Origin of the sequence: Bradyrhizobium sp. 87, assembly GCF_023073015.1 — a bacterium.
Taxonomy (GTDB): domain Bacteria; phylum Pseudomonadota; class Alphaproteobacteria; order Rhizobiales; family Xanthobacteraceae; genus Bradyrhizobium; species Bradyrhizobium canariense_D.
Genome location: NZ_JADPIQ010000011.1, coordinates 36,053 through 61,968 on the forward strand (window position 1 = coordinate 36,053; position 25,916 = coordinate 61,968).

The 25,916-nt window shown below is 65.0% G+C and carries 26 protein-coding genes; 13 read left to right on the top strand and 13 right to left on the bottom strand.

The features are described 5' to 3' along the window. Window positions 1–3: 3 nt before the first annotated feature. Together IVB50_RS02385 and IVB50_RS02390 are read right to left on the bottom strand one after the other, a co-directional pair. Window positions 4–1,197: an efflux RND transporter periplasmic adaptor subunit gene (locus IVB50_RS02385; protein WP_085351844.1), complete on the bottom strand. Its 1,194-nt coding sequence runs from the start codon at window positions 1,195–1,197 to the stop codon at window positions 4–6. Between the two features lie 231 nt (window positions 1,198–1,428). Then, on the bottom strand, window positions 1,429–2,448 hold the full coding sequence (locus IVB50_RS02390) for a cyclopropane-fatty-acyl-phospholipid synthase family protein (protein WP_247294142.1): 1,020 nt from the start codon (window positions 2,446–2,448) through the stop codon (window positions 1,429–1,431). A 216-nt stretch (window positions 2,449–2,664) separates the two neighbouring features. Here IVB50_RS02390 and IVB50_RS02395 point away from each other — a divergent pair, with 216 nt between their 5' ends. From IVB50_RS02395 to IVB50_RS02410, 4 genes are all read left to right on the top strand, one after another. Then, entirely contained in the window at window positions 2,665–3,684 is a 1,020-nt protein-coding gene (locus IVB50_RS02395; protein WP_018454614.1) for a flagellar motor protein MotA, read from the top strand. A gap of 4 nt (window positions 3,685–3,688) precedes the next feature. Next, the gene (locus tag IVB50_RS02400; protein ID WP_018454615.1) at window positions 3,689–4,717 is read left to right on the top strand and encodes a peptidoglycan -binding protein; all 1,029 of its coding nucleotides are present in this window, start codon (window positions 3,689–3,691) and stop codon (window positions 4,715–4,717) included. Continuing rightward, on the top strand, window positions 4,717–5,163 hold the full coding sequence (locus IVB50_RS02405; protein WP_018454616.1) for a GNAT family N-acetyltransferase: 447 nt from the start codon (window positions 4,717–4,719) through the stop codon (window positions 5,161–5,163). The genes IVB50_RS02400 and IVB50_RS02405 overlap by 1 nt, the downstream gene beginning before the upstream one ends. A gap of 110 nt (window positions 5,164–5,273) precedes the next feature. Beyond that, window positions 5,274–5,492, top strand: a complete 219-nt coding sequence (locus IVB50_RS02410; RefSeq protein ID WP_247294144.1) for a hypothetical protein — start codon at window positions 5,274–5,276, stop codon at window positions 5,490–5,492. A 15-nt stretch (window positions 5,493–5,507) separates the two neighbouring features. On the opposite strand, the gene IVB50_RS02415 is transcribed toward IVB50_RS02410, so the two are convergent. The 4 genes from IVB50_RS02415 to IVB50_RS02430 form a co-directional block, all read right to left on the bottom strand. Beyond that, complete coding sequence (locus IVB50_RS02415) at window positions 5,508–5,678, bottom strand: hypothetical protein (RefSeq protein ID WP_157642917.1); 171 nt, start codon at window positions 5,676–5,678, stop codon at window positions 5,508–5,510. A gap of 146 nt (window positions 5,679–5,824) precedes the next feature. Then, window positions 5,825–5,998, bottom strand: a complete 174-nt coding sequence (locus IVB50_RS02420) for a hypothetical protein (RefSeq protein WP_018454619.1) — start codon at window positions 5,996–5,998, stop codon at window positions 5,825–5,827. Window positions 5,999–6,023: 25 nt separating this feature from the next. Beyond that, a complete protein-coding gene (locus tag IVB50_RS02425; RefSeq protein WP_018454620.1) occupies window positions 6,024–6,233 on the bottom strand; it encodes a hypothetical protein in 210 nt (69 codons plus the stop codon). A gap of 423 nt (window positions 6,234–6,656) precedes the next feature. After that, window positions 6,657–8,483 carry an ABC transporter ATP-binding protein/permease gene (locus IVB50_RS02430; protein ID WP_018454621.1) on the bottom strand — a complete coding sequence of 609 codons (1,827 nt, stop codon included), beginning with the start codon at window positions 8,481–8,483 and terminating at the stop codon, window positions 6,657–6,659. Between the two features lie 220 nt (window positions 8,484–8,703). On the opposite strand from IVB50_RS02430, the gene rpmE reads away from it, so the two are divergent. Continuing rightward, complete coding sequence (gene rpmE / locus IVB50_RS02435) at window positions 8,704–8,931, top strand: 50S ribosomal protein L31 (RefSeq protein WP_018454622.1); 228 nt, start codon at window positions 8,704–8,706, stop codon at window positions 8,929–8,931. Window positions 8,932–9,019: 88 nt separating this feature from the next. Here the strand turns inward: rpmE and IVB50_RS02440 are convergent, their stop codons facing one another. Together IVB50_RS02440 and IVB50_RS02445 are read right to left on the bottom strand one after the other, a co-directional pair. After that, a complete protein-coding gene (locus tag IVB50_RS02440) occupies window positions 9,020–9,529 on the bottom strand; it encodes a DUF1465 family protein (protein ID WP_018454623.1) in 510 nt (169 codons plus the stop codon). 524 nt (window positions 9,530–10,053) lie between these two features. Further along, window positions 10,054–10,245, bottom strand: coding sequence for a DUF1192 domain-containing protein (locus IVB50_RS02445; protein ID WP_018454624.1), 192 nt, complete (start codon window positions 10,243–10,245; stop codon window positions 10,054–10,056). Window positions 10,246–10,356: 111 nt separating this feature from the next. Here IVB50_RS02445 and IVB50_RS02450 point away from each other — a divergent pair, with 111 nt between their 5' ends. Together IVB50_RS02450 and IVB50_RS02455 are read left to right on the top strand one after the other, a co-directional pair. Further along, on the top strand, window positions 10,357–11,355 hold the full coding sequence (locus IVB50_RS02450; RefSeq protein WP_018454625.1) for an NAD(P)H-quinone oxidoreductase: 999 nt from the start codon (window positions 10,357–10,359) through the stop codon (window positions 11,353–11,355). Between the two features lie 154 nt (window positions 11,356–11,509). Further along, the gene (locus tag IVB50_RS02455; RefSeq protein WP_247294146.1) at window positions 11,510–14,386 is read left to right on the top strand and encodes an EAL domain-containing protein; all 2,877 of its coding nucleotides are present in this window, start codon (window positions 11,510–11,512) and stop codon (window positions 14,384–14,386) included. A 13-nt stretch (window positions 14,387–14,399) separates the two neighbouring features. Here the strand turns inward: IVB50_RS02455 and IVB50_RS02460 are convergent, their stop codons facing one another. Beyond that, window positions 14,400–14,669, bottom strand: coding sequence for a hypothetical protein (locus tag IVB50_RS02460; protein WP_018454627.1), 270 nt, complete (start codon window positions 14,667–14,669; stop codon window positions 14,400–14,402). Window positions 14,670–14,813: 144 nt separating this feature from the next. Between IVB50_RS02460 and IVB50_RS02465 the strand changes: the two genes are divergently transcribed. Then, a complete protein-coding gene (locus IVB50_RS02465; RefSeq protein ID WP_247294148.1) occupies window positions 14,814–16,310 on the top strand; it encodes a diguanylate cyclase in 1,497 nt (498 codons plus the stop codon). A gap of 106 nt (window positions 16,311–16,416) precedes the next feature. Here IVB50_RS02465 and IVB50_RS02470 read toward each other — a convergent pair whose 3' ends face one another. After that, window positions 16,417–17,292 carry a UTP--glucose-1-phosphate uridylyltransferase gene (locus tag IVB50_RS02470; RefSeq protein ID WP_026232775.1) on the bottom strand — a complete coding sequence of 292 codons (876 nt, stop codon included), beginning with the start codon at window positions 17,290–17,292 and terminating at the stop codon, window positions 16,417–16,419. A gap of 203 nt (window positions 17,293–17,495) precedes the next feature. On the opposite strand from IVB50_RS02470, the gene IVB50_RS02475 reads away from it, so the two are divergent. Both IVB50_RS02475 and IVB50_RS02480 read left to right on the top strand, forming a co-directional pair. After that, entirely contained in the window at window positions 17,496–18,893 is a 1,398-nt protein-coding gene (locus IVB50_RS02475; protein ID WP_198293349.1) for a lytic murein transglycosylase, read from the top strand. Between the two features lie 215 nt (window positions 18,894–19,108). After that, window positions 19,109–20,797 (top strand): SGNH family hydrolase, encoded by a 1,689-nt coding sequence (locus IVB50_RS02480; protein ID WP_018454631.1) that lies wholly within the window; start codon window positions 19,109–19,111, stop codon window positions 20,795–20,797. 174 nt (window positions 20,798–20,971) lie between these two features. On the opposite strand, the gene IVB50_RS02485 is transcribed toward IVB50_RS02480, so the two are convergent. Continuing rightward, on the bottom strand, window positions 20,972–21,340 hold the full coding sequence (locus IVB50_RS02485; protein ID WP_018454632.1) for a CsbD family protein: 369 nt from the start codon (window positions 21,338–21,340) through the stop codon (window positions 20,972–20,974). A gap of 73 nt (window positions 21,341–21,413) precedes the next feature. Further along, entirely contained in the window at window positions 21,414–22,151 is a 738-nt protein-coding gene (locus tag IVB50_RS02490; protein WP_018454633.1) for an SDR family oxidoreductase, read from the bottom strand. 99 nt (window positions 22,152–22,250) lie between these two features. Between IVB50_RS02490 and IVB50_RS02495 the strand changes: the two genes are divergently transcribed. Together IVB50_RS02495 and IVB50_RS02500 are read left to right on the top strand one after the other, a co-directional pair. Beyond that, window positions 22,251–23,030, top strand: a complete 780-nt coding sequence (locus IVB50_RS02495) for an SDR family NAD(P)-dependent oxidoreductase (protein ID WP_018454634.1) — start codon at window positions 22,251–22,253, stop codon at window positions 23,028–23,030. A gap of 201 nt (window positions 23,031–23,231) precedes the next feature. Continuing rightward, on the top strand, window positions 23,232–24,119 hold the full coding sequence (locus IVB50_RS02500) for a TauD/TfdA family dioxygenase (protein WP_018454635.1): 888 nt from the start codon (window positions 23,232–23,234) through the stop codon (window positions 24,117–24,119). Between the two features lie 157 nt (window positions 24,120–24,276). On the opposite strand, the gene IVB50_RS02505 is transcribed toward IVB50_RS02500, so the two are convergent. Then, window positions 24,277–24,921, bottom strand: a complete 645-nt coding sequence (locus tag IVB50_RS02505; protein ID WP_018454636.1) for a YqgE/AlgH family protein — start codon at window positions 24,919–24,921, stop codon at window positions 24,277–24,279. 142 nt (window positions 24,922–25,063) lie between these two features. On the opposite strand from IVB50_RS02505, the gene IVB50_RS02510 reads away from it, so the two are divergent. Next, a complete protein-coding gene (locus IVB50_RS02510; protein ID WP_018454637.1) occupies window positions 25,064–25,903 on the top strand; it encodes a protein-disulfide reductase DsbD domain-containing protein in 840 nt (279 codons plus the stop codon). The last annotated feature ends 13 nt before the right edge of the window (window positions 25,904–25,916 follow it).

Below are 25,916 nucleotides of genomic sequence, written 5' to 3' on the forward strand. Positions count from 1 at the left end.
CTATTACCGCATCAGCTTCTGGGCGTGCCGGTTGTCGGCGGTCGCATCCGCTTCCGACCAGGATTGCGGCTTGACCTTGTCGCCGGCGGCGAACTTCTGGAAGCCTTCGACCACGACCTTGTCGCCAGCCTTCAGGCCGTCGGTGACGAACCAGATGCCGTCCTGCACCGAACCGGTGCGCACCGGCTGCACCGAGATGCGATTGTCGTCCTTGACGACGAACACCTCGCTGCCGCCGCCGCCATTGCGCTGAATCGCCTGCTGCGGCACGGCGATCGCATCGCTATCGAGACCCTGGTCGATGCGGACGCGGACATACATGCCCGGCAGCAGCTCGCGCTTCGGATTGCGGAACTCACCACGCAAGGTCACCTGACCGGTATTGGCGTCGACCTTGGCATCCGAAAACAGCAACTTGCCGTCGAGCGAGTAGAGGGTGTTGTCGTCGAGCACGAGATGCACCTTGGCGGCGTCGGGCGCGATGCGCTCGAGGTCACCGCTCTCGAAGGCGCGGCGGAGCTGGTTGAGCTCGTTCACCGACTGGGTGAAATCCGCATAGATCGGATCGAGCTGCTGAATGGTGGCCAGATTGGTCTCGTTCTGGACCGCGAGCGCGCCCTCGCTGACCAGGGCGGCACCGACGACGCCGTCGATCGGCGCGCGTACGGTGGCATAGTCGAGATTGAGCTTTGCGCGCGCGAGATCGGCCTTGCGGCCCTCGACCTCGGCATGGGCCTGGCGCTCGGCCGCGATCGCCTTCTCGTTCTCGGCTTCGGGCGCGGCGCGCTGGCTGGTGAGCGTGGCGATGCGGCGCGCCTGCTGCTGGGACTGCATCAACGCGGCCTCGGCCTTGGCGACCGCAGCCTCGTTGGCCATCACCTCGACCTCGAACGGACGCGGATCGATCCGATACAGTGGATCGCCGGCCTTCACCTCGCTGCCCTGCCGGAACAGGCGCTCGACCACGATGCCGGACACGCGCGGCCGCACGTCGGAGACGCGCGTCGGCGCAATGCGGCCCGGCAGCTCGCGCACCACGGCACGCGGCTGCGGCTTGACGATGACGATGCTGACGTCGGGGTCGTTGGGCTGGGCGGCTGAAATGGCGGAGCTGGATTCGTCGCAGCCCGCCAACAGCGGCGTAAAGGCCGCGAGCATCATTGCAACGCATGCCGATCGCGCGCGAAGTCCTGACATGAAATGGGGTGCCCCGATATTGTTGAAACCGATCCCGCTCGGCGCGAGGCCCGTTCTGGGCCATGGCACGCGGCTGATGCGGTCAAAATAGAGCGGACGTGCTGCGACGCAACGCACCTTGCGGGCGGCCCAATGTCACACGGCCTAGGGTGCTGAGTTCACGGCGTTTTTCGCGTCTCACCCGATTGTGAGTCCGGTTCCATCACCGCGTGCTGCGTCAGAAGACCGCAATTACCCCGCCGCCTTCATGCGGTAGTGGCTGACGCCCCACTCGGTTCCGTCGGCATAGCCGAACAGGCCCGAGGTCGCGAGAAAGAACCAGCGCCAGCGTCGCATTCGCTGGGCGGTCTCCTCGCCATGGATGTTGCGCAAGGCCGCTTCGATGAAACAGCGATGCGCGTCGAAATTGGCGAGCCAGTCGTTGGCGGTGCGCTGATAGTGCGTGCCGCTCCAGCACCATTCCTTCTCGACTGTGAAAATATCGTCGAATTGCCTGACGAGGTGATGGCTCGGCATCAGCCCGCCCGTGGAGACGCGCTGCGCGATCCAGTCGTCGCGATCGGCCCGGTCGAACAGGTGAGAGCCGGAGCGATGGGCGACGATGTGCATGAAGAACCGCCCCTCCGGCGCGAGCCATGATCGCAAGCGCGTCATCAGCTTGCGCCAGTTCATCACATGCTCGAACATTTCGACCGACACGATGCGGTCGAATTGCCCGTCGGGCGCGAACACGTTGATGTCCGCGCAGACCACCCGCAGATTAAGAAGACCGCGCAGCCGCGCCTCTTCCTCGATATGGGCGCGCTGCGCCTGCGAGCTCGACACCGCCGTCACCTTGGCGTGCGGAAACTGCCGCGCCATCCACAGCGACAGCGAGCCCCAGCCGCAGCCGAGTTCGAGGATGGTCTGACCATCGGCGAGAGCGGCATGCTCGGCGGTCTGACGCAGCGCCTCCTCCTCGGCCTCCCGCAAGGTGGTCGCGTCGGTCTTGTAGAAGCAGCAGGAGTATTTGCGGTTGGGGCCGAGCACCTTCGCAAAGAACGAAGCGGGCACCTCGTCGTGCTCGGCATCCGCGTCCTCGGCGATCGGCCGCAGCATCATCCGCCCGGCGAAGGCGGCATCGTCCGCCCCGCCCAGCGCGGACAGGCGCGTCACCGTGCGCGAGCACAGGCGCTGGATCGCCGCGCGGATCACGACATCAGGCAACGGCACCCGTTCGGCAGTCCCGATGATCGCGGACACGACGCTCATGCGACGACTCCGTCTTGGGCGGCGGGTTTTGGCGCCAGGGGAAAAGTGCGACTTGAACCTGTGGAATGCCGACGATTTGCAAAGTACGTCCTTACCAAAGCCGGTTTCAGCCTTGGGTTCCCCAGCTCTCCCCGAAATCGGCGCATCCGGCGCTTTTTTTGGGCTGGCGCTGTGCCATAGTGCGCGCCGCAAGCAAGTTAACGGATGATACCGGCCATGCCGCCAGGCGCCTCGCCCCGCTCCTCCCTCGACATCGAATACACCAAGCTATCCTCGCCCAGCGTCTTCCTGGTGCGGATGCTGGTCTTCCTGGTGCTCTGCACCCTGGTGGGCGTGGTGCTCTATAAGCAGATCATCCAGGCCTTCTTCGCCAATCCCGGCCTCAATGCCCTGATCGGCGGCGTGCTGTTCATCGGCATCATCCTGGCCTTCCGCCAGGTGATCCGGCTGTATCCCGAAGTCTCCTGGGTCAACAATTTCCGCATCGCCGATCCCGGCCTTGCGCCCGCCCGCCACCCCAAGCTGCTGGCGCCGATGGCGATGATCCTCGGCGGCGAGCGCACCGGGCGGATGTCGATCACCCAGACCACCATGCGGCACCTGCTCGATTCGATCGCGACCCGCCTCGACGAGGCCCGCGACATCTCCCGCTACATGACCGGGCTTCTGGTCTTCCTCGGCCTGCTCGGTACCTTCTGGGGCCTGATCGAAACGGTCGGCTCGGTCGGCAAGGTGATCGACGGGCTCAAGGTCGGCGGCGATTCCGGCGCCCTGTTCGACACGCTGAAGGAGGGGCTGGCCGCCCCGCTCGGCGGCATGGGCATCTCGTTCTCGAGCTCGCTGTTCGGCCTCGCCGGCTCGCTGATCCTGGGCTTCCTCGACCTGCAATCGAGCCAGGCGCAGAACCGTTTCTACACCGACCTCGAAGACTGGCTTGCCACCACCGTGCGCGAATATGGCAGCGGCGAGGTGGCTGTTGCCGGCACTGGCGGTGGCATTGCCAGCGGCGAGCTTCAGGCCGTCGTCGAGCGCTTACGCTCCGTGCTCGAGGAAGGCAGCGGCAGCCGCGGCACCACCGCGGCGATGGCGAGCCTCGCCGAAGCCATCCAGGCGCTGGTCTCGCATATGCGGACCGAGCAGCAGATGATCCGCGAATGGGCCGACGGCCAGGGCGAGCAGAACCGCGAGATCCGGCGCCTGCTGGAGCGCATCGCGCGTCAGCCCGAGAAGGGTTAGCGACATGGCACTGGCGCGCGGTCGCCGCGGCGATACCTCCTTCAACTACTGGCCCGGCTTCGTCGACGCGCTGTCGACGCTGGTGCTGTCGATCGTGTTCCTGCTGTCGGTGTTCCTGGTCGTGCAGTTCTTCCTGTCGCAGGAGGTCACCGGCAAGGACAAGGCGCTGGAGCAGCTCAACGCCAAGATCGCGCAGCTCAACGAATTACTGTCGCTGGAGAAGCTCGGCAAGCTCACGCTCGACGACCAGGTCTCGTCACTGAAAGCCGGCCTCGCTTCGGCCGAGAGCGAGCGCGACCGCATCAAGGGCCTCTATGAGGGGCTCGCCGCGGCCGGCAACGATGCGCAAGGCAAGTCCTCCGAGCTCGGCAAGGCGCTGGATTCCGAGAAGGCGGTTTCGGCCCGGGCGCTGGCGCAGATCGAGGTGCTGAACCAGCAGATCAGCGCGCTGCGGCGGCAATTGGCCGCGCTGGAAGAGGCGCTCGACGTTAGCGAGAAGCGCGACAAGGAATCGCAAAATCGCATCGCCGACCTGGGCTCTCGCCTGAATGTCGCCCTGGCGCAGCGCGTGCAGGAATTGTCGCGCTATCGCTCGGAATTCTTCGGCCGCCTGCGCGCCATCCTCGGCAACCGCCCCGACATCCGCATCGTCGGCGATCGCTTCGTATTCCAGTCCGAAGTGTTCTTCGACACCGGACAGGCGGTGCTGCTGCCCGAAGGCCGCGCCGAGCTCGACACGCTCGCAACCGCGCTGATCGATCTCGACAAGAAAATCCCGAACGAGATCCCCTGGGTGCTGCGTGTCGACGGCCATACCGACGTGCGCCCGGTCAACGGTCCGAACTTCAAGTCGAACTGGGACCTCTCGGCCGCGCGCTCGATCTCCGTGGTGCAGTACCTGATCTCGCTCGGCGTGCCGGCCCAGCGCCTGGTCGCCGCCGGCTTCGGCGAATTCCAGCCGCTCGACACGGCCAACACCGAGGAAGCCTACAAGCGCAACCGCCGCATCGAGCTGAAGCTGACGGAGCGGTAGTGAGCGCCCTCCACCTCCGCCGTTACCGTCCCGAGGACGAGGCCGCCTCGATTGACCTGTGGCATCGCACCTGGCAGCAGGCCTATCCGCAGATCGACTTCGCGGCCCGCCTGGACTGGTGGCGCGAGCGCTGGCGCAAGGAGCTGGTGCCGAAGGCTTCGATCGTGGTCGCGGAGCAGGACGGCGCGCTGACCGGCTTCGTCACCATCGACGGCGACGGTTATCTCGACCAGCTCGTGGTCGATCCCGCGCACTGGGGCTCGGACGCGGCGCGGCTGCTGGTGGATGAGGCCAAGCGCCTGTCACCGGCGGGCGTGACGCTGCTTGTCAACAAGGACAACAGCCGCGCCATCCGCTTCTACGAGCGCAAAGGCTTCGCGCATGCCGGCGACGAGGTGAACCCGACCTCGGGACGTCCGGTGCTGAAGATGATTTGGCAACCTTAGATTCTGGCGATCTTGATTCTGGACGCGTGACGGCCGTCACGTCGGGATCCCAGGACGTCAGCTAGTCGTTGTGCCCGCAAGTTGCGCCGGCAAGCGGATGGAGATGACCGATGAAATTGAGCGATCTGGCCAAGGGGTCTTCGGTCCTGCTCGGCGTCATCGTCGCCGGATATGTTTCGACGAGCTATGTCGACCAGCACCTCGCCACGCCGTTCAAGACGACGAGTGCTCCGACGAATGGCCTTGGGCCATCGGCCTGCGTTGATGAGGACGGGAGCTGGAAGAACTGGCCATGGCCGAACGTGCCGGCGCTGTCGCCGAAGTGCTGATAAGCAGTGCTGCCGTCAACTCGCCGCGGTGCGCTCTCGGCTCAAGCGGAGTTCAAGCTCGAACTGCCAGCTTTCGGCTTGGCGGATCGCGCGTTGGCTGTCTTCGCGAAGCCGGATCGACTCATCGATCGCTCGCTGCGCCCGCTCCAAAAGTTCGTGGGTTTCCTTGCTGAATGGCGGGGCCATGAGGCGCACTCCCATTGAGGCGGGAGCACAAATCATCTCTCAGGCACCGACGCCTACGGACGAGCCTTTGGCCGGCGATACCTGATTAGGCGCCACATCCGGGGGAACTGCAAGGTTCATCCACTCGGCTCAGGGCGCGGGCTGCCCTATCCGAAATTCCGGAAGCCCACGATGGGCAATCCGAAACTCAGCACAACGATGACGCCGCTACCAGCGACAACAAGCAGCGCCGCTTTCCACCCCGCAAGGCCGCGCATCTGCTGTCGAATAGCGAACAGGATGAGGAGGATGAACAGTACCGGACCGATCAGAACAATCATTCACAACACCGTCCACTCCGTCAGCTCAACGAACAACGCCTGCCGCATCGTTCTTGCTAGGAACCACCCAATCGATTGCGAGCAGGCAACTTTCGACGACAATGAAGGCGGCCAGACCGCCGAGCCAACCGAAGAAGACCACGGAAAAGGTAGCAAGCAAGAGCGCGCAGAAGACGTCGGCGACAAGCTTGCCGTTGCGCTCGCCTCGGGTCTGGTCGGCTGTCGAATAAGGCATTTGGCGTCTCCTGGGTCGGCCCGAACCCTAGCTTCAGCAGCCGCGGCCGTCCACTCCCTCCGGGCGCGCCAACGCTGTCCGAAATTCCGGAAGCCAACGACGAGCATTCCGAAACTCATCAAAACGACGACGCCCATGTTCTGCGACAGCCAGCAGCGCCGCTTCCATCGATCACCTTACGATGTGGCCGATTCGAATCGCGCAGCCGATCAGATCGACAAATGTCCGCTATCGACCCGGCTACGAAGGGAGACCACGTGGTGCGACGCTCTCGCCAAAAGCTCCGCTGTCATTCCCCGCGAAGGCGGGGAATCCAGTACGCCGCGGCTTATCGCTTGATCACTTCCGTCTCGGAGTACTGGATCGCCCGCCTGCGCGGGGGGATGACAGCCTGAATGAAGCGGCAGTCCAGACTACCTCGCCTCACGCCCCCTCGAACTGCAACCTCGCCAGCCTGGCATAGAGCCCGTTCGCAGCGACGAGCTCCGCATGCGTGCCCTGCTCGACGATCCGGCCCTGGTCCATCACCAAGATGCGGTCGCACGACAAGACGGTTGCGAGGCGGTGCGCGATGACGAGCGTGGTGCGGTGGCGCATCAGCTCTTCCAGCGCGGTCTGCACCAACGTCTCGCTTTCGGCATCGAGCGCGGAGGTGGCTTCGTCCAGAAGCAGCAGCGGCGCATCGCGCAGGATCGCGCGCGCAATCGCGATGCGCTGGCGCTGGCCGCCGGACAGCGTCACGCCGCGCTCGCCGAGCGGGGTGTCGAAACCTTCGGGCAGGCGGCGGATGAACTCGGCGGCGTGCGCCAGCTCGGCCGCGCGCTCGACCTCGGCATCGGTGGCATCGGGCCGGCCGAAGCGGATGTTGTCGCGGGCACTGGCCGCGAACACGTTGGATTCCTGCGGCACCAGCGCAATGCGCGAACGGAATTCACGGGGATCGGCGGATTTGACCGGCACGCCGTCGAGCGAGATCGCGCCGCTGCGCGGATCGTAGAAGCGCAACAAGAGATGAAAGATCGTGCTCTTGCCGGCGCCGGACGGACCGACGATCGCGACCTTCTCGCCGGGACGCACGGCGAACGACACGGCATCGAGCACATTGACGTCGCGCCGCGCCGGATAGGCGAAGCTGACCTGGTCGAAGCCGACTTCGCCGCGCGCCGGCACCGGCAGCGCGCGCGGCGACGCGGGCGCGGTGATGTCGGGCTGCACATGCAGGATCTCGAACAGGCGCTCGGCAGCGCCTGATGCCGCCGAGATCTCGCCCCAGACTTCGCTGAGCTGGCCGAGGCCGGCCGCGGCGAAGGCCGCATAGAGCACGAACTGGCCGAGCCGGCCCGGCGTGATGGTGCCGGTCAGCACGTCGTGCGAACCGATCCAGAGGATCGCGACCACGCTTGCGAACACGATGAAGATGATGATGGCGGTGAGCACGGCACGCGCCTGCGTGGAGGTGCGCGCGGCTTCATAGGCCTGCTCGACCTCGCCGCCGAAGCGCCTCTCGGCGAGGCTCTCGCTGGTATAGGCCTGCACGGTACGGATCGCACCGACCAGCTCGCTCGCATAGGCGGAGGCCTCGGCCAGCGTGTCCTGCGCGTTGCGCGACAGCCGCCGCACCCAGCGCCCGAAGGCGACCAGCGGCAGCACGATCAGGGGAATCGCCAGCAGCACGAATCCCGACAGACGCGGGCTGGTGATCACCATCATCGCCGCGGCACCGAAGAACATCATCAGATTGCGCAGCGCGATCGAGACCGAGGCGCCAACGGAGGATTTGATCTGCGTGGTGTCGGCGGTGAGGCGCGACACCAGCTCGCCGCTGCGCGCGGAATCGAAGAAGGCCGGCGACAGCGAGAGCAGATGGGCGAAGACGTCGCGCCTGAGATCGGCGACGATGCGCTCGCCGATCGTCATTACGAGGTAGTAGCGCGCGGCACTCGCCAGCGCGAGCACGGCGACGACGGCGATCATCACCGAGAAGTAACTGTTGATCAGCTCGATGCCCTCAGGCGTCAGGCCGAAATCGATCATCCTGCGCACCGCGACCGGCACCAGCAGGGTGGTCAGCGCCGCGATCGTCAGCGCGACAAAGGCCAGCGCCGCCCGGCCGCGATAGCGGGCGACATAGGGCGCGAGCGCCAACAGCGGCCGCAGCTTCGCGCGGCTCTTCGCCGGCGCCTCGATCAGGTCGGCCTCGATCGACGGGGCTTCCGCGGGCCCGGTTTCAAGCCGTTCTACTGCGCTCATGAGATCCGACCAAAAGACAAAGAGAAGGTGGTCCGTCCCAAATAGGCCGGGCGAGCGGGAGTGGCAAATCCGGGAAGTCCCTTAGGGGGCAGCCCGGCCCGCTAAGGCCCTCAAAAGGCTTGCAATGGCTTGTTTTACAGGGGCCCGTGGGGTATAGACCCCGCCAAATCCGTCATTCGATAGCCACTCAAGTGAGGCGCCGGGGCGCCGAGGAATTGCCATGAAAGCCGAAATTCACCCGAACTATCATACGATTAAGGTCGTGATGACCGACGGAACCGAGTACCTGACCCGCTCCACCTGGGGCAAGGAAGGCGACACGCTGAACCTCGACATCGACCCCAAGTCGCACCCGGCCTGGACCGGCGGCAACGCGCAGCTGCTGGATCGCGGCGGCCGCGTCTCGCGCTTCCAGAAGAAGTTTTCGGGCTTTCTCAAAAAGGATTGATCCGGCCCCTCGAGGCTGGAGACGAAAACGCCCCCGGAGAGCCGGAGGCGTTTTTTGTTTTGGGGGCGCTCGTCGCGATGACGGGAGCTTACCGCTCGAACGCCGCCTTCAACGCGTTGAGATGCGGCACCAGCGGGTTGCCGATCGAGGAATGATCGACCGGCGGGGTGTGGATGGTGTTGTCCAGGCGGCGCACGCGGGTCTGAAGGCTCATCGAGCGATGGATCAGGTCCTGGAGCTGCGACGGCAGCTTCTCGATGGTGTCGGTTGAGCCGGGATCGGCGGCGGAGAGCTTGACCTTGGTCTTTTCGCGATTGGCCTGGCCCAGCGTCATCTCGCCTTCCTTCACGGCGCGGTGCAGCAGCAGCCACGAGGCGAGCTGCATCAGGCGGGTGGTCAGACGCATGCTCTCGGTCGCATAGGTGAGGCTGACGGCACGATCGAGCGCCTTGGCCTCGGTGCGGCCGGCGCCATCGAGATAGGCGGCGGTCTCCTCGACCAAGTCCATGCCCTCGCGGAAGAGGACGCCGAACGCCGCAGAATTGGTGAACCGCTCGCTGAGTTGAACGAGAGCGCCTTCGGCTTGCAAACGTTCCATGGTTAACGCCCCTTACGCAACTGTCTGACGCCCGGCTTTGGCACCGGCTTATGATGAACAAATCATTGCGCGGGCGAGACGCCGAGTCCAGTGACAAGCGCGGATATGGTTTCCGCGGGTCTTTGCCCGGAATTCAACCGCGGCGAGACGCAAAAAGGCGGAGCTGGGCGCAAAAAAAGAGCCGCCGGAAAACCGGCGGCTTTGAAAGTTGATAACAGGGAGGCGTCAAACAGAGTGGACAGGAGCCACTCGGTGTCCAAACGAGGACAGTTCCCAGTCATAAACTCGAAAGCTTAATGTGGAGTAAACGAGCGATTATCTTGAGGGTTCGTTAGCCATGTCGGTCAGTGGCCGAGTGGGCCCGCGGAACAAACTGCCCGTCATGCCCGGGCTTCCACGTCCTCTCCTTCGGCGAAAGATCAAGAACGTGATGGCCGGGACATAGGCGAGCGGAAGCGACGCCGTCCTTCGGACGTGCCCGGCCATGACGCCGTGGAAGTGGCTGGCGCTCCTCTTCCAATCCGCTACTTCTTGAAAACGCTGTTGGCCGCATCACGCGAGGCGCGCTTCTTTGTTGCGGCTTCTTCCAATCTTGCGATCTCGCCCTTGAGAAGCGCGATGCGGTCGGTCAGTTCCTCCACCGACAAGAGTGAGAGATCCTGTCCGATGTCATGGCTGATCTTCTTGCGCGGGCGGTCGTCGTCTTCCATCGCCATCCTGGTTCCTCCTGCGTTCGCCTCACAAGCGGCTGAGGCGGTTGCCAGCCTGCACCGCGCTGGCTAAGCAATGGCCTCGTTCCATCCCGCACCTTTGCTCAAGGACACATCATGGACAAGCTGCCCGCGCAAATGACCGTGGTCGCCATCTCGAAACCCGGCGGACCGGAGGTGCTGGTGCCGGAACAACGGGCGCTGCCGCAGCCCGGCCCCGACGAGATCCTGGTCAAGGTGCAGGCCGCCGGCGTCAACCGGCCCGATGTCGCGCAGCGCTCCGGCGCCTATCCGCCGCCGCCCGGCGCCAGCGACCTGCCCGGCCTCGAAATCGCCGGCGAAGTGGTGGCCGTCGGCAGCAACGCCAAGCGGCACAAGATCGGTGACAAGGTGATGTCGCTGGTCGCCGGTGGCGGTTATGCGCAGTACTGCATCGCGCAGGACGGTCAGGCGATGAGCGTGCCGCCGTCGCTGTCGATCAAGGAAGCCGGCGCACTGCCGGAAACACTGATGACGGTCTGGCACAATGTGTTCGAGCGCGGCGCCCTGAAGGCCGGCGAGACGCTGCTGATCCACGGCGGCTCTTCCGGCATCGGCACCATGGCGATCCAGCTCGCAAAAGCTTTCGGCGCCAAGGTGATCGTCACCGTGGGATCGCAGGACAAGATCGATGCCTGCCTCAAGCTCGGCGCGGATCGTGCCATCAACTACAAGACCGAAGACTTCGTCGCCGTGGTCAAGGCGGAGACCAACAATGCCGGCGCCAATCTGATCCTCGACATGGTCGCCGGCGACTATGTCGATCGCAACTATGACGCCGCAGCGCTCGACGGCCGCATCGTGCAGATCGCGACCCTCAACGGGCCCAAGGTCACCGTCAACATCGCCAAGGTGATGGTGAAGCGCCTGACCCATACCGGCTCGACGCTGCGCCCCCGTAGTAATGCGGACAAGGCGGCGATGGTGGCCGCGATCGAGGCGAAAGTGATGCCGCTTTTGCGCGAAGGCCGCGTCAAGCCGCTGATGGACAGCACTTTCCCGCTGGAAAAGGCATCCGACGCGCACCGGCGGATGGAAACCTCGGCACATATTGGCAAAATTGTGTTGGAGGTCTAGGCCAACGGCCCACAGGGCAAGCCGGAAACCCTTTGATTTTCCTTGCTTTCGTGGCATCTATCGCGACGCACCGAACCACCTTGTTCCGTTCGGAAAACGCCGTGCACCGAAGAGCCTGCACCGAAGAGTTTGCGTCGAACGCGGAGAACTGACCTTGCGTCTGATCAGGTGCCTCGCGCCCATAGCGCTGGGCCTCATGATTCTCGTCTGCGCGTTCCCGGCGCGCGCGCTGGACGCTGTCAGCGTCCGCGGTGACGCGCCCGCGATCGACCTCACCGGCGTGCTCGAGCATCAGCGCAGCGACGCCGACCGCATCCAGGTCTCGACCGCGCCCGGCACCGACGGCATCGTCCGCCGCATCGAGGTGCGCGCCCGCGAAGGCGGCCAGAACTGGGTGGTGTTCGCGCTCGCCAACAACACCGACGACCAGCTCGACCGCCTGATCGTCGCTCCGCATTACCGTATCGTCTCCTCGGGGCTGCTGTGGCCCGACCTCGGGCTGTCGCGCATCGCGACCATCACGCCCTCGACCGGCGACCGGCCGGAGCGGCAGGAGAGCCCGACCGCCGACGTCTTCCGCGTCACCCTCGATCCCGGCGCGGTCGTCACCTTCGTCGCGGAGCTGCGCACCGACAAGCTGCCGCAGCTCTATCTGTGGGAGCCGGAATCCTACAAGGACAAGGTCAACTCGTTCACGCTGTACCAGGGCATCGTGATCGGCATCTCCGGCTTGCTGGCGCTGGTGCTGACAATCCTGTTCGTGGTCAAGGGCAGCATCATGTTCCCGGCCGCCGCGGCGCTGGCTTGGGCGGTGTTGGTCTATATCGGCGTCGATTTCGGCTTCTGGGGCAAGGTGCTCGACATGTCGAACAACGCCGAGCGCATCTGGCGCGCGGCGGGTGAGGCGATCCTGGCGGCGACGCTGCTGGTGTTCCTGTTCGCCTATCTCAATCTCAGTCGATGGCACGTGCGCTATTCCCACATCACCGTGGGCTGGCTCGCGTTCCTGGGATCACTGGTGGCGCTGGCCCTGTTCGACCCTGCGGTGGCCTCCGGCATCGCGCGCATATCGCTGGTGCTGATTGCCTTCGCCGGCTTCGCGCTGATCGTCTATCTCTCCACCCACGGCTTCGACCGCGCTGTGCTGCTGATCCCGACCTGGTTCCTGCTGGTGGTCTGGGTGGTCGCGGCCGGCATGACGGTCGCAGGCTCCGTCACCAACGACATCGTCGGCCCTGCGCTGCTCGGCGGCCTCGTGCTGATCGTGATGCTGATCGGCTTCACGGTGATGCAGCATGCGTTCGCCGGCGGCGGCGCCACCACCGGCGTCGTCTCCGACATCGAGCGCCGCGCGCTGGCGCTGGCCGGTTCCGGCGATTTGATCTGGGACTGGGACGTGTCCGCCGACAAGGTCTTTACCAGCCCTGAGACCGAGGCCCTGCTCGGCCTCAAGCGCGGCACGCTGGAAGGCCCGGCCGCCTCCTGGCTCGAAGTGCTGCACCCGCTCGACCAGGACCGTTTCCGCGCCGCGCTCGACAGCGTGCTCGACCAGCGCCGCGGCCGCTTGGTGCAGGATTTCCGCCTGCGCACGCCGGACGGTCACTTCATGTGGTTCGCGCTGAAGGCGCGCCCGGTGGTCGGCTCCGACGGCGAGGTCTCGCGCGTGGTCGGCACCCTCACCGACGTCACCGAGCTGCGCAACGCCGAGGAGCGCCTGCTGCACGATTCGGTGCATGACAATCTCACCGGCCTGCCCAACCGCAAGCTGTTCATGGACCGGCTCGGCGCCGTCGCGCATTTCGCCAAGACCATGCCGACGCTGCGGCCGACGCTGATGGTGATCGACCTCGACCGCTTCAAGCAGGTCAACGATTCCGTCGGCATCGCGGTCGGCGATTCCATCCTGCTGACGCTGGCCCGCCGCCTCACCCGCATCCTGAAGCCGCAGGATACGCTGGCGCGGCTCGCGGGCGACCAGTTCGGCTTGATCCTGCTCTCGGAGCAGGACCCCGCCCGCATCACCGCCTTCGCCGAGACCATCCGCAAGACCATCCGCGCGCCGATCGCCTTCAACGAACGCGAAATCTTTCTCACGGCCTCGATCGGCCTCGCCTTGTCCGATCCGCAAGTTCAGCTCACGGACGAGATCATCAAGGACGCCGAGCTCGCGATGTATCACTCCAAGCGCATCGGCGGCGACCGCATCGACGTCTACAAGTCCGCGATGCGCGCGCGAAAAACCGACCGGCTGACGCTGGAGAGCGAACTGCGCCGCGCCATCGAGCGGCAGGAGCTCACGATCCTGTACCAGCCGATCGTGCGGCTTGAAGACCGTTCGGTCGCCGGCTTCGAGGCGCTGGTGCGCTGGGATCATCCCAAGCTCGGACGCATGGCGCCCTCGGAATTCATCACCATCGCGGAAGAGACCGGCCTGATCATCGACCTCGGCATGTTCGTGCTCGACCAGACCGCCAAGCAGCTCTCGATCTGGCAGCGCGCGATGCGCTCGCGCGAGCCGATCTTCGCATCGGTCAACGTCTCCTCGCGCCAATTGCTGCGCCACGATCTGATCCACGACATCCGCACCGTGCTGTCGCGCTCCTCGGTCGCGCGCGGCACGCTGAAGCTGGAGCTGACGGAATCGCTGGTGATGGAGAATCCGGAGCACGCGGCGCAGATGCTGACGCGCATCCGCGAACTCGGCACCGGGCTGTCGCTCGACGATTTCGGCACCGGCCATTCGTCGCTGGCCTATCTGCAGCGCTTCCCGTTCGACACCATCAAGATCGACCAGTCCTTCGTGCGCACCACCAACCGCGGCACCCGCCCGGTGATCCTGAAGTCCATCATCGCGCTCGCGCACGACCTCGGCATGGCCGTGGTCGCCGAAGGTGCCGAGACCGATTCCGACGCGGTCGAGCTCTACCAGATGGGCTGCGAATACGCGCAAGGGTTTGCCTTTGGCGAACCCATGGATGCCGACGCCGCGATGCGCCTGCTCACGGAAGTGCGCCTGGAAGCGGCGAGCTGACTTTCCCTTCGCCTCACCCAGGCCTGCGCCGGTCACTCTTCAGCTTGGTGAACCGCACGCTCGCACCGTCCGGCATCCGCATCGCCTTGAAACCCGCGGCCAGGCAGGCTTCGCGTTGCGGCATCTGGATATCCGGGCTGCGCAGGCTGTCCCACCATGAGGCACGATTCGCCGCGCGCGGCAGGGCCGCGCCGATAATCTCTTCGATCTGTTCATAGGTCAGCACGAATTCCGCCTGCTTCTGCCGCATCAGATAATCGCGCAACGCGTCGTAGTCGTTCACCGCTGTCCTCTTCGCTGGTCGAAGCTTCGCTTTGCCCAAAAACGTGAGCCGCGGAAACCAATTTTTAACTCATTCCGGCAGCGCCGTCCCGGCTTAAACACTACTCAAGCTTTCGGGCGCATTCACTGGTGTCGGGAGCAAACGATGTTGTCTCGATGGCGCGACGTCACGGCCCGCCGGCCATGGCGGCTTTCGGCGAAGCTGCTGATCATCTCGTCCGTGGTGACGGTGATCGGCTTTTCCGCCATTTGCGTCAACGTCATGCTGGACATGCGCCGCGGCGAGGAGGCGCTCGCCCGCCAGACGCTGGAAAACCTGGCGACGACCATCGAGTCCGACGTCAGCCGCAACATCGAGATCTACGATCTGGCCCTTAAGGCGGTCGCCAGCAACATGCTGCTGCCGGAAATCGCCACGGTCTCGAAGCCGATCCGTCACCTCATCCTGTTCGACCATTCGACCACGGCGAGGCATTTCGGCGCGATCCAGGTGTTCGACGCCGACGGCCGGTTGACCATTGACGCCTCGACGCTCGATCCCGTTGTCGTGAACCGGGGCGACGAGGATTACTTCAAGGCCCATCGGGACAATCCGCAAGCCGGGCTCTTCATCAGCCGTCCCATGCTGTTCCGCGGCGCTTATTCGATCGTGCTGAGCCGGCGCATCAGCGATACCGACGGCGGCTTTCTCGGCGTCGTCGCCGGATCGATCCGCTTCAGCTATTTCCACGAATTGTTCGAGCGGCTGAGCCTCGATCCCGACGATACCATCACCGTGCTCAGGCGCGACCGTACCGTCATGATGCGGCGGCCGTTTGATCTCGACGTGATCGGCACGAATCTGGCCGACCGGCCGGTCTGGAAGGCCGAAAATCTGAAGGTCGGCAGCGCATTCGCCGGACAGGGGCCGATCGACGGCACGCCGCGGCTCTATGTCCGCAGCGGTGGGACCAGCCCGCTATTCGTGGTGGCAGGTAAGCCACTGAACACCGTGTTCGAGCTCTGGCAGAGGGAAGCCTACCGCATCGGCGCCGTGGTCGTGGCGCTCAGCCTGTTCATGCTGGCATCGACGCTGGTGCTCGCGCGCGAGATCGGCCGGCGCGCCGAGGCCGAGCGCAAGCTCGAGGAGATGGCGACGACCGACGCGCTCACCGGCCTGAAGAACCGCCGCAAGTTCGACCAGGTGATCGACGTCGAATGGCGCCGCGCGATGCGGCAGCAGACGCCGATCGCGCTCTTGATGATCGATGCCGATCACTTCAAGGCCTACAACGACACGTTCGGCCACCAGGCCGGCGACCAGGTGCTGGTCGGCATCGCCATCTGCATTTCCGATTCGGTGAGCCGCGCCGGCGACTGCGCCGCGCGCTATGGCGGTGAGGAATTCGCCGTGCTGCTGCCGGGCACCTCGGTCACGGACGCCCTCCTGGTGGCCGAGACGATCCGCGCCAAGGTGCAGGGATGGTCCGACGACCACACGAGCTCGACGGTGTCCTGCGGCATCGCGAGCCTCGTTCCCACCACCGGCATGGACTGGCCGATCCTGGTCGCCGCCGCCGACAAGGCGCTCTACGCCGCAAAAGCCGGCGGCCGCAACCAGTCGGTGGTCGCAAGCTTGCCGAAGCTGTCGCTGGTGGCGTGAGGGTTTCGTTCCGTCATTGCGAGCGAAGCGAAGCAATCCAGACTGTCTCCGCGAAGACAGCCTGGATTGCTTCGTCGCTTCGCTCCTCGCAATGACGAGCGGAGCGCTACTGCCCCAAATACTTCTTCATTTCCGCAATGAGCCCGTCACGCAGCTCCGGCCGCTTCAGGCCGTAGGCGATGTTGGCGCGGAGGAAGCCGGGCTTGGAGCCGCAATCATGGCGCTCGCCCTCGAACTCGACGCCGTAGAAGCTTTGCGATCTGGCGAGGCCGATCATGGCATCGGTGAGCTGGATCTCTCCGCCGGCGCCGCGCTCCTGGGTCTCCAGGATCTTGAAGATCTCCGGCTGCAGGATGTAGCGGCCGGTGATCGAGAGGTTGGAGGGCGCGGTGCCCTTGGCCGGCTTCTCGACCATGCCGTCGACCTCGAACATCTTGCCGGTGCGTTTGCCGACGCCGCAGATGCCGTATTGATGGGTCAGATGGTCGGGCACCGCCTCGACCGCGATGACATTGGATTTTTCGCCGAGCTTGCTGGCGGTGTCGATCATCTGCTTCAGGCAGCCGGGCGAATTGAGCACGAGCTCGTCCGGCAGCACGACCGCGAACGGCTCGTTGCCGACGATGTCGCGTGCGCACCAGACCGCGTGACCGAGGCCGAGCGGCGCCTGCTGGCGGGTGAAGCTGACGGCGCCGGCCTCCGGCTGGTTCTGCGCCAGAACGTCCTGCTCGGTCTTCTTGCCGCGCGCGGCCAGCGTCGCATCGAGCTCGAACATCCGGTCGAAATGATCTTCGATGACACTTTTGTTGCGGCCGGTGACAAAGATGAAGTGCTCGATGCCGGCTTCCCGGGCCTCGTCATAGACGTACTGGATCAGCGGCTTGTCGACGATCGTCAGCATTTCCTTCGGCATCGCCTTGGTGGCGGGCAGGACGCGGGTGCCGAGGCCGGCAACGGGAAATACGGCTTTGCGGATTTTCATGGGATTGATCGAATACCTGAGGAACACGTGAAGGGAGCAATGGCATCTTGCTAGCTTGTTTGCAGCCGCCAACAAAGGCGGATGTGGGGCCTCATCCTCACAGAGTTAAGAAAAAGGCCACCATCAAAATTTCACCTTTGTTAAGCTGTTGGCAACCGTAACCAGGCCTCCTGATGGCGGATTTTGGCCGGACAGGTGTGGACATGATGCAATCAATGGCAGGGCTGGCAAAACGGGGCGGGTCCGTGACCGGTGCGACGATGATTGCGACCGCCCTGCTGTTCCCACTTCCCGCCAGCGCGCAGGCTCAGAACGGTTTGTCCAATCTGTTCGGCGGTATTTTCTCCGGCCCGAACCAGGCGCCTTCGCCAGCAGCGCCCGGGCCCAGCGGCGCTCAAACGGGAGTTCAACCTTGGACCGGCGAGGATGGCGCCTCCGGGCATCCGCTGATGACAGCCGCCGCGATCCGAGAGGCCGCGGGTAACTTCAACAATTGCGTCGCAGGCATGTGGCCCGATGCCGCACGGCGCAACATCACGCAGGAAAATTTCCAGCGCTTCACTGAAGGCCTCGCGCCCGATCTGCGCATCATGGACCTGATGGATTCGCAGCCCGAGTTCACCAAGTCGATTTGGGATTATCTCGACATCCTCGTGAACGACAACCGCCTCGCCAAGGGCCGCGAGGTCCTGGCCAAATACAAGGCGCAGTTCGAGGCCACCGAAAAAGCCACCGGCGTCGATCGTTATGTCATCGCCTCGATCTGGGGCATCGAGTCCAACTACTCGACGCAGATGGGCGACCGCAGCGTGCTGCAATCGACCGCGACGCTCGCCTGCATCGGCCGCCGCCAGGCTTACTTCAAGGACGAATTCCTCTCCGCGCTGGAGATCCTCAACCGCGGCGATCTCAGGCCCGAACAATTGCGCGGCTCCTGGGCCGGCGCCTTCGGCCCGACCCAGTTCATGCCGACCGCGTTCAAGCGCTTTGCCGTGGACGGCGACGGCGACGGCCGGCGTGACGTCGTCGACAATCCCTCCGACCTGATTGCGTCGACCGCCAACAATCTGAAGAAGGACGGCTGGCAGGCCGGCCAGACCTGGGGCTACGAGGTCGTGGTGCCCCAAGGCTTCAACTACATGCTGGCCGACCGCGCCAAGGCGATGACGGTAGCGCAGTGGGAGAAGCTCGGCCTCAAGCGCCCGACCAACCAGCCCTTCCCGCATCCAGCCGAGAAGGCCTATCTGCTGGCGCCGGCCGGTGCCCAAGGGCCCGGCTTCCTGATGCTGCAGAACTTCCGGGTCATCATGAAGTACAACCCGGCCGAGGCCTATGCGCTGGCGATTGGCCATTTCGCCGATCGCCTCCGCGGCGGCCAGCCGTTCGTTCAGCCCTGGCCGCGGCAGGAACGGGAGCTGTCCCGGACCGAGCGGCTGGAACTCCAGCAGCTGCTGGCCCAGCGCGGCTTCTACAGGGGCACCCCCGACGGCCAGTTCGGCGGCCAGACCCGGGAAGCCCTGCGCAACTTCCAGGCCTCGATCGGGGTCCCCGCGGATGGATTTGCCTCCTCCGACGCGCTGAATCGGCTGCGGGGGCAGTAAAATCGCGCCGAAAGTAACCCTGAACAGGGATTTTGGCCGGCAGTCTTGACCGGGGCGGCGGTTCGCCGTGTATGGGCCAATAATTCTGGGCCGAGAATCTGGGCCCAGAATCTCAAGGATCTGAAGAGAATCTGAAAGAGAATCTGCCCGTTTGGCGCCCGATTCCGTTATTATATCGAGCCTGTCCTGATCCCTATTGCACGTGCCGAGATCGCATGTCGAAGAAGTCCCTGTTCAAGGTGCTGACCGAGACCGGCCCGCTGATCGCGCTGGGGACGGCGCTTGCGATTCTGGTGTCGGTCGCGGGACCCGCCTCGGCGCAGTTCTTCAACTTCCCCGGCTTCGGCGGCCCGCCGCAGCGCTCGGCTCCGCCGCCGCCGCGCAACGGCGGAGGCGGAGGCGGCGGATGGTTCGGCGGCGACTTCTTCGCGCCGTTCCAGCAGCAACAGCCGCAAGCGCCGCGCCAGGATTTTTCGCGCGCACCGGCGCCGGCCAAGCGCGACACCATTCCCGACAGGAACGTGCTGGTGATCGGCGACGCCATGGCTGACTGGCTCGCCTACGGCCTGGAGGACGCCTACACCGAGCAGCCCGACATGGGCGTGATCCGCAAGCACAAGACCACGTCGGGCCTAATCAAGTACCAGCCCAAGGGCGAGCCCTCGGACTGGACCGCTGCTGCGAAAGGCATTCTCGAGACCGAGAAGCCCGACGTGATCGTGGTGATGCTCGGCCTCAACGACCGCATCGCGATCCGCGAGGCGGCAGCACCCGATAAATCGGACAAGGCGACGGACAAGGACAAGAAGAACGACAAGGGCGCGCGCGGCAAACCACCGGCCAAGCCTGGCGATGCCAAGCCCGGCGACACCGCCGCGAAGCCGGATGACAAGCCGGCCGATGCCGACCTGCCGCAGGATGATGCCGACAACGCTGACGCACCGGCGGTCGCCGCGCCCGAGAAGACCGCGCGCAACCCGAACGGCCTCTACGAATTCCGCGACGAGCGCTGGGTCGAGCTCTACGGCAAGAAGATCGAGGAGCTCGCCAACGTCCTCAAGTCCAAGGGCGTGCCGGTGCTCTGGGTCGGCCTGCCCGCCATCCGTGGCCCCAAGGGCACCGCGGACATGCTGTTCCTGGATTCGCTCTATCGCGAAGGCGCGGCCAAGGCCGGCATCACCTATGTCGACGTCTGGGACGGCTTTGTCGACGAAGCCGGCCGCTTCTTGCAGAAGGGCCCGGACTTCGAAGGCCAGATCCGTCAGCTCCGCAGCGGTGACGGCGTCTATTTCACGAAACCCGGCGCGCGCAAGCTCGCCCACTATGTCGAGCGCGAGATCACCCGCCTGCTCGCCGGGCGCTCCGGCCCGATCGCGCTGCCGAGCGAACCGGCGACCCCCGACACCAGTGCCGAACCCGGCAAGCCCGCGCCGCGGCCGCTGGCCGGTCCGATCGTGCCGCTGGTTGCGGCCTCGATCTCGACCGATCAATTGCTGGGTGGGCCGGGCTCACGTCCTGCCGCCGTCGATGCGCTCGCTGCGAAGACGATGGTGAAGGGCGAGCCACTGGCTGCGCCCGCCGGCCGCGCCGACGATTATGCCTGGCCGCGCCGCGAAGTCGGCCGCGAGCAGGCCAAGGGCGATACGCCGGTCGCCACGACGACACCCGATGGCGGTACGCCGGGTGCGGCCGCGGCGATCGCCCCGCCAAAGCTTGCGCCGAAGAAGCCACCGGCGCCGCAGCAACCGGCACAGGCAGCGCCATCGATGCGCGATTTCTTCGGCTTTGGCTCGCCGCCGCCCCCGCCGCGTCAATTGGCGCCGGCGCCGCGCAATCCGAATCCCAACCCTGCGATCCCGCGTCCGCCTGGCAACGTCGGGCGATCGGCGGAAGTGTTCCGATAATTTTCTAAGCTGAGCTCTCGTGTCCCGGACGCGCTGCAGCGTGAAACGCTGCTGCGCAGAGCCGGGACCCAGCTCGTCCGACAGTCACAAAAAGAATGGGCCCCGGCTCGGCAACGCGGCGTACGCGCCGCGCTGCGTCCGGGGCCCTGATGCTTATCGCGCGTTGGCTTTAGCCTAGTAGCGCCAGCGCGGCGGCGGGCGGCGCGAAGGCCGCGCCATCAGCAGTGCCAGTGCAAAGCCGATGCCGCCGGCGACCAGCAGCGCGCCCATCGGGTTGTCCTGCACCTTCTGGGCAATCGCCTGCGAGCCGTCACGCAAGGTTTCGGCCGGCTTGTCGTAGGCGTCCTTGGCATAGCTTGCCGCGGTGTCCGTGGCGTCACGTACGGCATCCTTGGCCTGGCCGTAAAGATTCTGCACACTGCCGGCGGCTTCGCGTGCCTTGCCGGACGCCTGTGTCTGCGTATCGCTAGCCAAATCTCCGATAGCGCCTTCCGCGCGTCCGGCGAATTCCTTGGCCGATCCGACAATCCGATCCTTATCCATGATGCTCCTCCTCGGGGGTCAGCCCAAGTAACCGATCAGGAGCGGCGCAGTTCCATCTGACTTGAAATTGGACTCAGAGAATCAGCCCGCCGTCGACGACCAATGTCTGGCCGATGATGTAGGACGACAGCGGCGATGCCAGGAACAGCGCCGCGCCCGCCATGTCAGCCGGGGTGCCCAATCGCCGCAGCGGAATGCGTGAAAGTGCACCTTCGAGCCGCTTGGGATTGTCGGTCGTCACCTTCGTCATCTTGGTGTCGACCAGACCGGGCGCGATGCCGTTGACGCGGATGTCATCTTCGGCCCAGGCCTCGCCCAGCGTCCGCGTTAGTCCGACCGCGCCGGTCTTCGACGCGTTGTAAGCGGGATTGCCCATGGTGGAATGATAGGCCGCGGTCGAGGACACCATAATCAGCGATCCCCGCGCGTCCCGCAACATGGGATGGAAGCGCGTGGCGCAGGCCATCAGGCTCATCAAATTGACCTCGACGACCTTGCGAAAGCCCGCCATCTCGAACTCGCCGCGGCGATAGAGCACCGCGCCCTGTGCGAGCACCAGGATATCGAGCCGATCGAACGACGGCTTGAACGCTTCGACCGCTCCGGCATTGCCGACGTCGAGCTGCGCATAGGAAAGACCGGTGAGATCCGAGCCTTCAGCTTGCGAATATTCCTTCGCGTGAGCACGCGTGCCGCAGACCGCAACCTGCGCGCCCCTGACGCGAAAGGCTTGCGCAATGCCGTTGCCGATGCCGCTGGATCCGCCGACAACCAGCACCTGCTTGCCTGAGAAATCGAGCTCGTTCGTCATCGCTGGCCTCCCTCATTGTCTTGCTTGTTTGACCTGTCTGCGGATCGATGACAGCCTTGTCAATCACAACAAGAACAAGCAGGGCTCAGAGGAAACAGCATGGCCGATTTCAAACAACTCAGCCGGTCCGTGAAGGGCCTGACCGTTCTCGTTACCGGCGCGGCCAGCGGCATGGGACGCGCGACGGCGCGCGTGTTTGCCACTGAGGGCGCGAACGTTGCCGTCACCGATTATGACGAGCAGGGCGCGCTGGCCGTCGCGAAGGAGATCGTGGCAAGCGGCGGCGCCGCGAAAGCCTGGAAGCTCGACGTTGCCGACGGCGATAAGATCAAGCGCGTGGTCGGCGACGTCGCTGCACATTTCGGTGGACTCGACATCATCGTCAACAATGCCGGCATCTCCGTGCGCGTCGCGATCGACGACGACGCCTATGAGGAAGCCTGGGCCAAGGGCCTCGCGGTGATGCTGACGGCGCATCCGCGCATCATCCGCGCCGCGCTGCCTCACTTGCGCAAGTCGAAGAGCCCGCGCATCGTCAACATCGCCTCGACCGAGGCGCTCGGCGCCACCGCATTGCACGGCCCCTATTCGGCGGCGAAGGGCGGCGTCGCCAGCCTCACCCGCTCGCTCGCGGTGGAGCTTGGCCGCGAGGGCATCACCGTCAACTGCATTTGCCCGGGGCCGATCCGCACCGCCATCACCGACCGGATCTCGGAAGAGCACAAGACCATCTACGCCAAGCGCCGCACGGCACTCGGCCGCTACGGTGATCCGGAAGAGGTCGCGCACATGACGCTGAGCCTGTGCCTGCCGGCAGCGTCCTTCCTCACCGGCGCGGTCATCCCTGTCGACGGCGGCCTGATGGCGCGCAACGCGTAAGCGGCACCAAAGGTGCGTAGCCTGGATGGAGCGCAGCGCAATCCGGGGTTCTCACATCGCAGGAAGACTCCCCGGATTACGCTTCGCTCCATCCGGGCTACGGGCAGCTATGCGCGCCCAGCGTTGACATCGCTTGTTACGGGAGTAACTTTTTCCTCGACAGAGCGGGACCAACCGCTCGCGGTTCGCGGGAGAAACGTCATGACGATCGCCATCCGGCAGCTTCACAAACATTTTGTCGGCGAGGTCTCGGGCCTCGACCTGCGGCAACCTCTCACCGAGGCCGAGGCGCGCGAGATCGAAGCCGCCATGGACAAATATGCAGTGCTGGTGTTCCACGACCAGGACATCACCGACGAACAGCAGATGGCCTTTGCGCTAAACTTCGGCCAGCGCGAGGACGCGCGCGGCGGCACGGTCACGAAGGAGAAGGACTACCGGCTCCAATCGGGCCTGAACGACGTTTCCAATCTCGGCAAGGACGGCAAGCCGCTGGCAAAGGACAGCCGCGCGCACCTGTTCAACCTCGGCAATTGCTTGTGGCATTCCGACAGCTCGTTCCGCCCTATCCCGGCAAAATTCTCGCTGCTGTCGGCCCGCGTGCTCAACCCGAAGGGCGGCAATACCGAATTCGCCGACATGCGGGCGGCCTATGACGCGCTCGACGACGAGACCAAGGCGGAGATCGAGGATCTCGTCTGCGAGCACTCGCTGATGTATTCGCGGGGATCGCTGGGCTTCACAGAATACACCGACGAGGAGAAGGAGATGTTCAAGCCGGTGATGCAACGTCTCGTGCGCACCCACCCGGTCCATCGCCGCAAGTCGCTCTATCTCTCATCGCATGCCGGCAAGATTGTCGGCATGAGCGTCCCCGAGGGAAGGCTGCTGCTGCGCGATCTCAACGAGCACGCCACACAAAGCGAGTTCGTCTACGTCCACAAATGGAAGCTGCATGACCTCGTGATGTGGGACAACCGCCAGACCATGCACCGCGTCCGCCGCTACGACCAGTCGCAGCCCCGTGACATGCGCCGCGCGACGGTGGCGGGCACGGAGCCAACGGTGCAGCAGCAGGCGGCGGAGTAGTTCTCCAGTCGTCCTGGACCAGCGAGCGAAGCAGCGCCGATCCAGGACCCATTACCACCGATGTCCAGTTCGGCGAAGGCTGGTGGTTGCCAGCCTGCTTCAACAATTGCAGCCTGGGGTAATGGGTCCTGACCTTCGCCAGGACGACACTGAGGCGCTACGCGTGCCCCGCCTCGTTCGAGAGCATGCCAGGATCGATGCCGATCTTACGCAGCGCGCGTCCGTATTTTTCGTCGACGTCGTCGCCGAAGATCAAATCCGAATCCGCGTCGCAATGCAGCCAGCCATTGCTCTGGATCTCGGTCTCGAGCTGGCCCGGCGCCCAGCCGGCATAGCCGAGCGCCAGGATGGCGTGCTTGGGGCCGGAGCCGTTGGCGATCGCGCGCAGGATGTCGACGGTCGCGGTGAGGCAGACGCCGTCGTCGATCCGGAGCGTCGCATTCTCGATGTAGAAATCGCTGGAATGCAGCACGAAGCCGCGGCCGGTATCGACCGGACCGCCGCGCAGCACCTTCATGCTTTCGGCATTCTCCGGCAGCTTGATGTGCTCGCCCTTGTTGATGATGCCGAGCTGCTGCAACAGCTCGGGGAAGTCGATGCTGCCGGCCGGATGGTTGACGATGATGCCCATCGCGCCTTCGGCGGAGTGGGCGCAGAGATAGATCACCGAGCGCTCGAAGCGCTCGTCGCCCATCACGGGCATGGCGATCAACAGCTGGCCGTCGAGGTAGCCCGCCGAACTCGGGAGCGCGGGGGCTGGCTTGCGGGTGCTTTCGCCCGTCCTCTTGCCTGTGGGAGCCATCGGTGAAGCACTCCGGTTTCAATTCCTATCCTGATGTCGGGCCGGGCCGCTGTCAAATCAAGGCTTTCAGGGACTTGATTCAAGTGCATCCATCACAAGCAATTCAATGGTTTGCCGCCGGGCGACCCTGTAAAGACGTACCATGCTGACAAGAGTTCCCCGGCGTGCGGCGATTGGCGTCGCGACAACCCTGCTCGCGTCCTCGCTGGCGCTTGCGGCCCATGCCGACGACGCATCGCCGTGGCAGCGCGACGGACATTCCGCGGTGCGGTTGCTGGCAGGATCGCGCAGCGGCGCCGTCCTGCTCGGCGGTATCGCCTTCCAGATCCAGCCCGGCTGGAAAACCTATTGGCGCATGCCGGGCGATTCCGGCGTTCCGCCGCGCTTCGATTTCTCGAAGTCCGACAATGTCGAAGCGGTGACGGTGATGTGGCCGGCCCCGCAGAAATTCGACGACGGCGCGGGCGGCCATTCGATCGGCTATCACGACCAGATCGTGCTGCCCCTGCGCATCATCGCCAAGGCGGCCGACAAGCCGGTGACGTTGCGCGCCGAGATCAATTATGCGGTGTGCGAAAAGCTTTGCATTCCCGTCGAGGCCCGCGCCGAGCTTGGCTTCAACAGCGTCGCCTCGACCGAGGACGCCAATTTGCGTGCAGCGCTCGACACCGTGCCCAAACCTGCCGCCATCGGCGATCCCAATCCGCTCACCATCCGCGACGTGAAGCGTGATGGGCCCAAGAATGTGGTGGTCGACGTGGTCGTTCCGGATGCGCGCACCGTCAGTCTGTTCGTGGAAGGTCCGACGCCCGATTGGGCGCTGCCCATCCCGGCGCCGGTCGAGCCCAGCCCACCGGGCGTGAAGCGATTTTCTTTCGAACTCGACGGCCTGCCGCCGGGCGCCCAGCCCGGCGGCGCAGCGCTGAAGTTCACGCTGGTCGGACCGGAGAAGTCGTACGAGTTCAATACCAATCTGGAGTGAGTGGTCGTCCTGG

What these genes read in the sequence shown, in the direction of transcription:
- IVB50_RS02385 (WP_085351844.1), bottom strand. Translation starts at nt 1,197, where the DNA reads ATGTCAGGACTTCGCGCGCGATCGGCATGCGTTGCAATGATGCTCGCG.
- IVB50_RS02390 (WP_247294142.1), bottom strand. Translation starts at nt 2,448, where the DNA reads ATGAGCGTCGTGTCCGCGATCATCGGGACTGCCGAACGGGTGCCGTTG.
- IVB50_RS02395 (WP_018454614.1), top strand. Translation starts at nt 2,665, where the DNA reads ATGCCGCCAGGCGCCTCGCCCCGCTCCTCCCTCGACATCGAATACACC.
- IVB50_RS02400 (WP_018454615.1), top strand. Translation starts at nt 3,689, where the DNA reads ATGGCACTGGCGCGCGGTCGCCGCGGCGATACCTCCTTCAACTACTGG.
- IVB50_RS02410 (WP_247294144.1), top strand. Translation starts at nt 5,274, where the DNA reads ATGAAATTGAGCGATCTGGCCAAGGGGTCTTCGGTCCTGCTCGGCGTC.
- IVB50_RS02415 (WP_157642917.1), bottom strand. Translation starts at nt 5,678, where the DNA reads ATGGCCCCGCCATTCAGCAAGGAAACCCACGAACTTTTGGAGCGGGCG.
- IVB50_RS02420 (WP_018454619.1), bottom strand. Translation starts at nt 5,998, where the DNA reads ATGATTGTTCTGATCGGTCCGGTACTGTTCATCCTCCTCATCCTGTTC.
- IVB50_RS02425 (WP_018454620.1), bottom strand. Translation starts at nt 6,233, where the DNA reads ATGCCTTATTCGACAGCCGACCAGACCCGAGGCGAGCGCAACGGCAAG.
- IVB50_RS02430 (WP_018454621.1), bottom strand. Translation starts at nt 8,483, where the DNA reads ATGAGCGCAGTAGAACGGCTTGAAACCGGGCCCGCGGAAGCCCCGTCG.
- rpmE (WP_018454622.1), top strand. Translation starts at nt 8,704, where the DNA reads ATGAAAGCCGAAATTCACCCGAACTATCATACGATTAAGGTCGTGATG.
- IVB50_RS02440 (WP_018454623.1), bottom strand. Translation starts at nt 9,529, where the DNA reads ATGGAACGTTTGCAAGCCGAAGGCGCTCTCGTTCAACTCAGCGAGCGG.
- IVB50_RS02445 (WP_018454624.1), bottom strand. Translation starts at nt 10,245, where the DNA reads ATGGCGATGGAAGACGACGACCGCCCGCGCAAGAAGATCAGCCATGAC.
- IVB50_RS02450 (WP_018454625.1), top strand. Translation starts at nt 10,357, where the DNA reads ATGGACAAGCTGCCCGCGCAAATGACCGTGGTCGCCATCTCGAAACCC.
- IVB50_RS02465 (WP_247294148.1), top strand. Translation starts at nt 14,814, where the DNA reads ATGTTGTCTCGATGGCGCGACGTCACGGCCCGCCGGCCATGGCGGCTT.
- IVB50_RS02470 (WP_026232775.1), bottom strand. Translation starts at nt 17,292, where the DNA reads ATGAAAATCCGCAAAGCCGTATTTCCCGTTGCCGGCCTCGGCACCCGC.
- IVB50_RS02475 (WP_198293349.1), top strand. Translation starts at nt 17,496, where the DNA reads ATGATGCAATCAATGGCAGGGCTGGCAAAACGGGGCGGGTCCGTGACC.
- IVB50_RS02480 (WP_018454631.1), top strand. Translation starts at nt 19,109, where the DNA reads ATGTCGAAGAAGTCCCTGTTCAAGGTGCTGACCGAGACCGGCCCGCTG.
- IVB50_RS02485 (WP_018454632.1), bottom strand. Translation starts at nt 21,340, where the DNA reads ATGGATAAGGATCGGATTGTCGGATCGGCCAAGGAATTCGCCGGACGC.
- IVB50_RS02490 (WP_018454633.1), bottom strand. Translation starts at nt 22,151, where the DNA reads ATGACGAACGAGCTCGATTTCTCAGGCAAGCAGGTGCTGGTTGTCGGC.
- IVB50_RS02495 (WP_018454634.1), top strand. Translation starts at nt 22,251, where the DNA reads ATGGCCGATTTCAAACAACTCAGCCGGTCCGTGAAGGGCCTGACCGTT.
- IVB50_RS02500 (WP_018454635.1), top strand. Translation starts at nt 23,232, where the DNA reads ATGACGATCGCCATCCGGCAGCTTCACAAACATTTTGTCGGCGAGGTC.
- IVB50_RS02505 (WP_018454636.1), bottom strand. Translation starts at nt 24,921, where the DNA reads ATGGCTCCCACAGGCAAGAGGACGGGCGAAAGCACCCGCAAGCCAGCC.
- IVB50_RS02510 (WP_018454637.1), top strand. Translation starts at nt 25,064, where the DNA reads ATGCTGACAAGAGTTCCCCGGCGTGCGGCGATTGGCGTCGCGACAACC.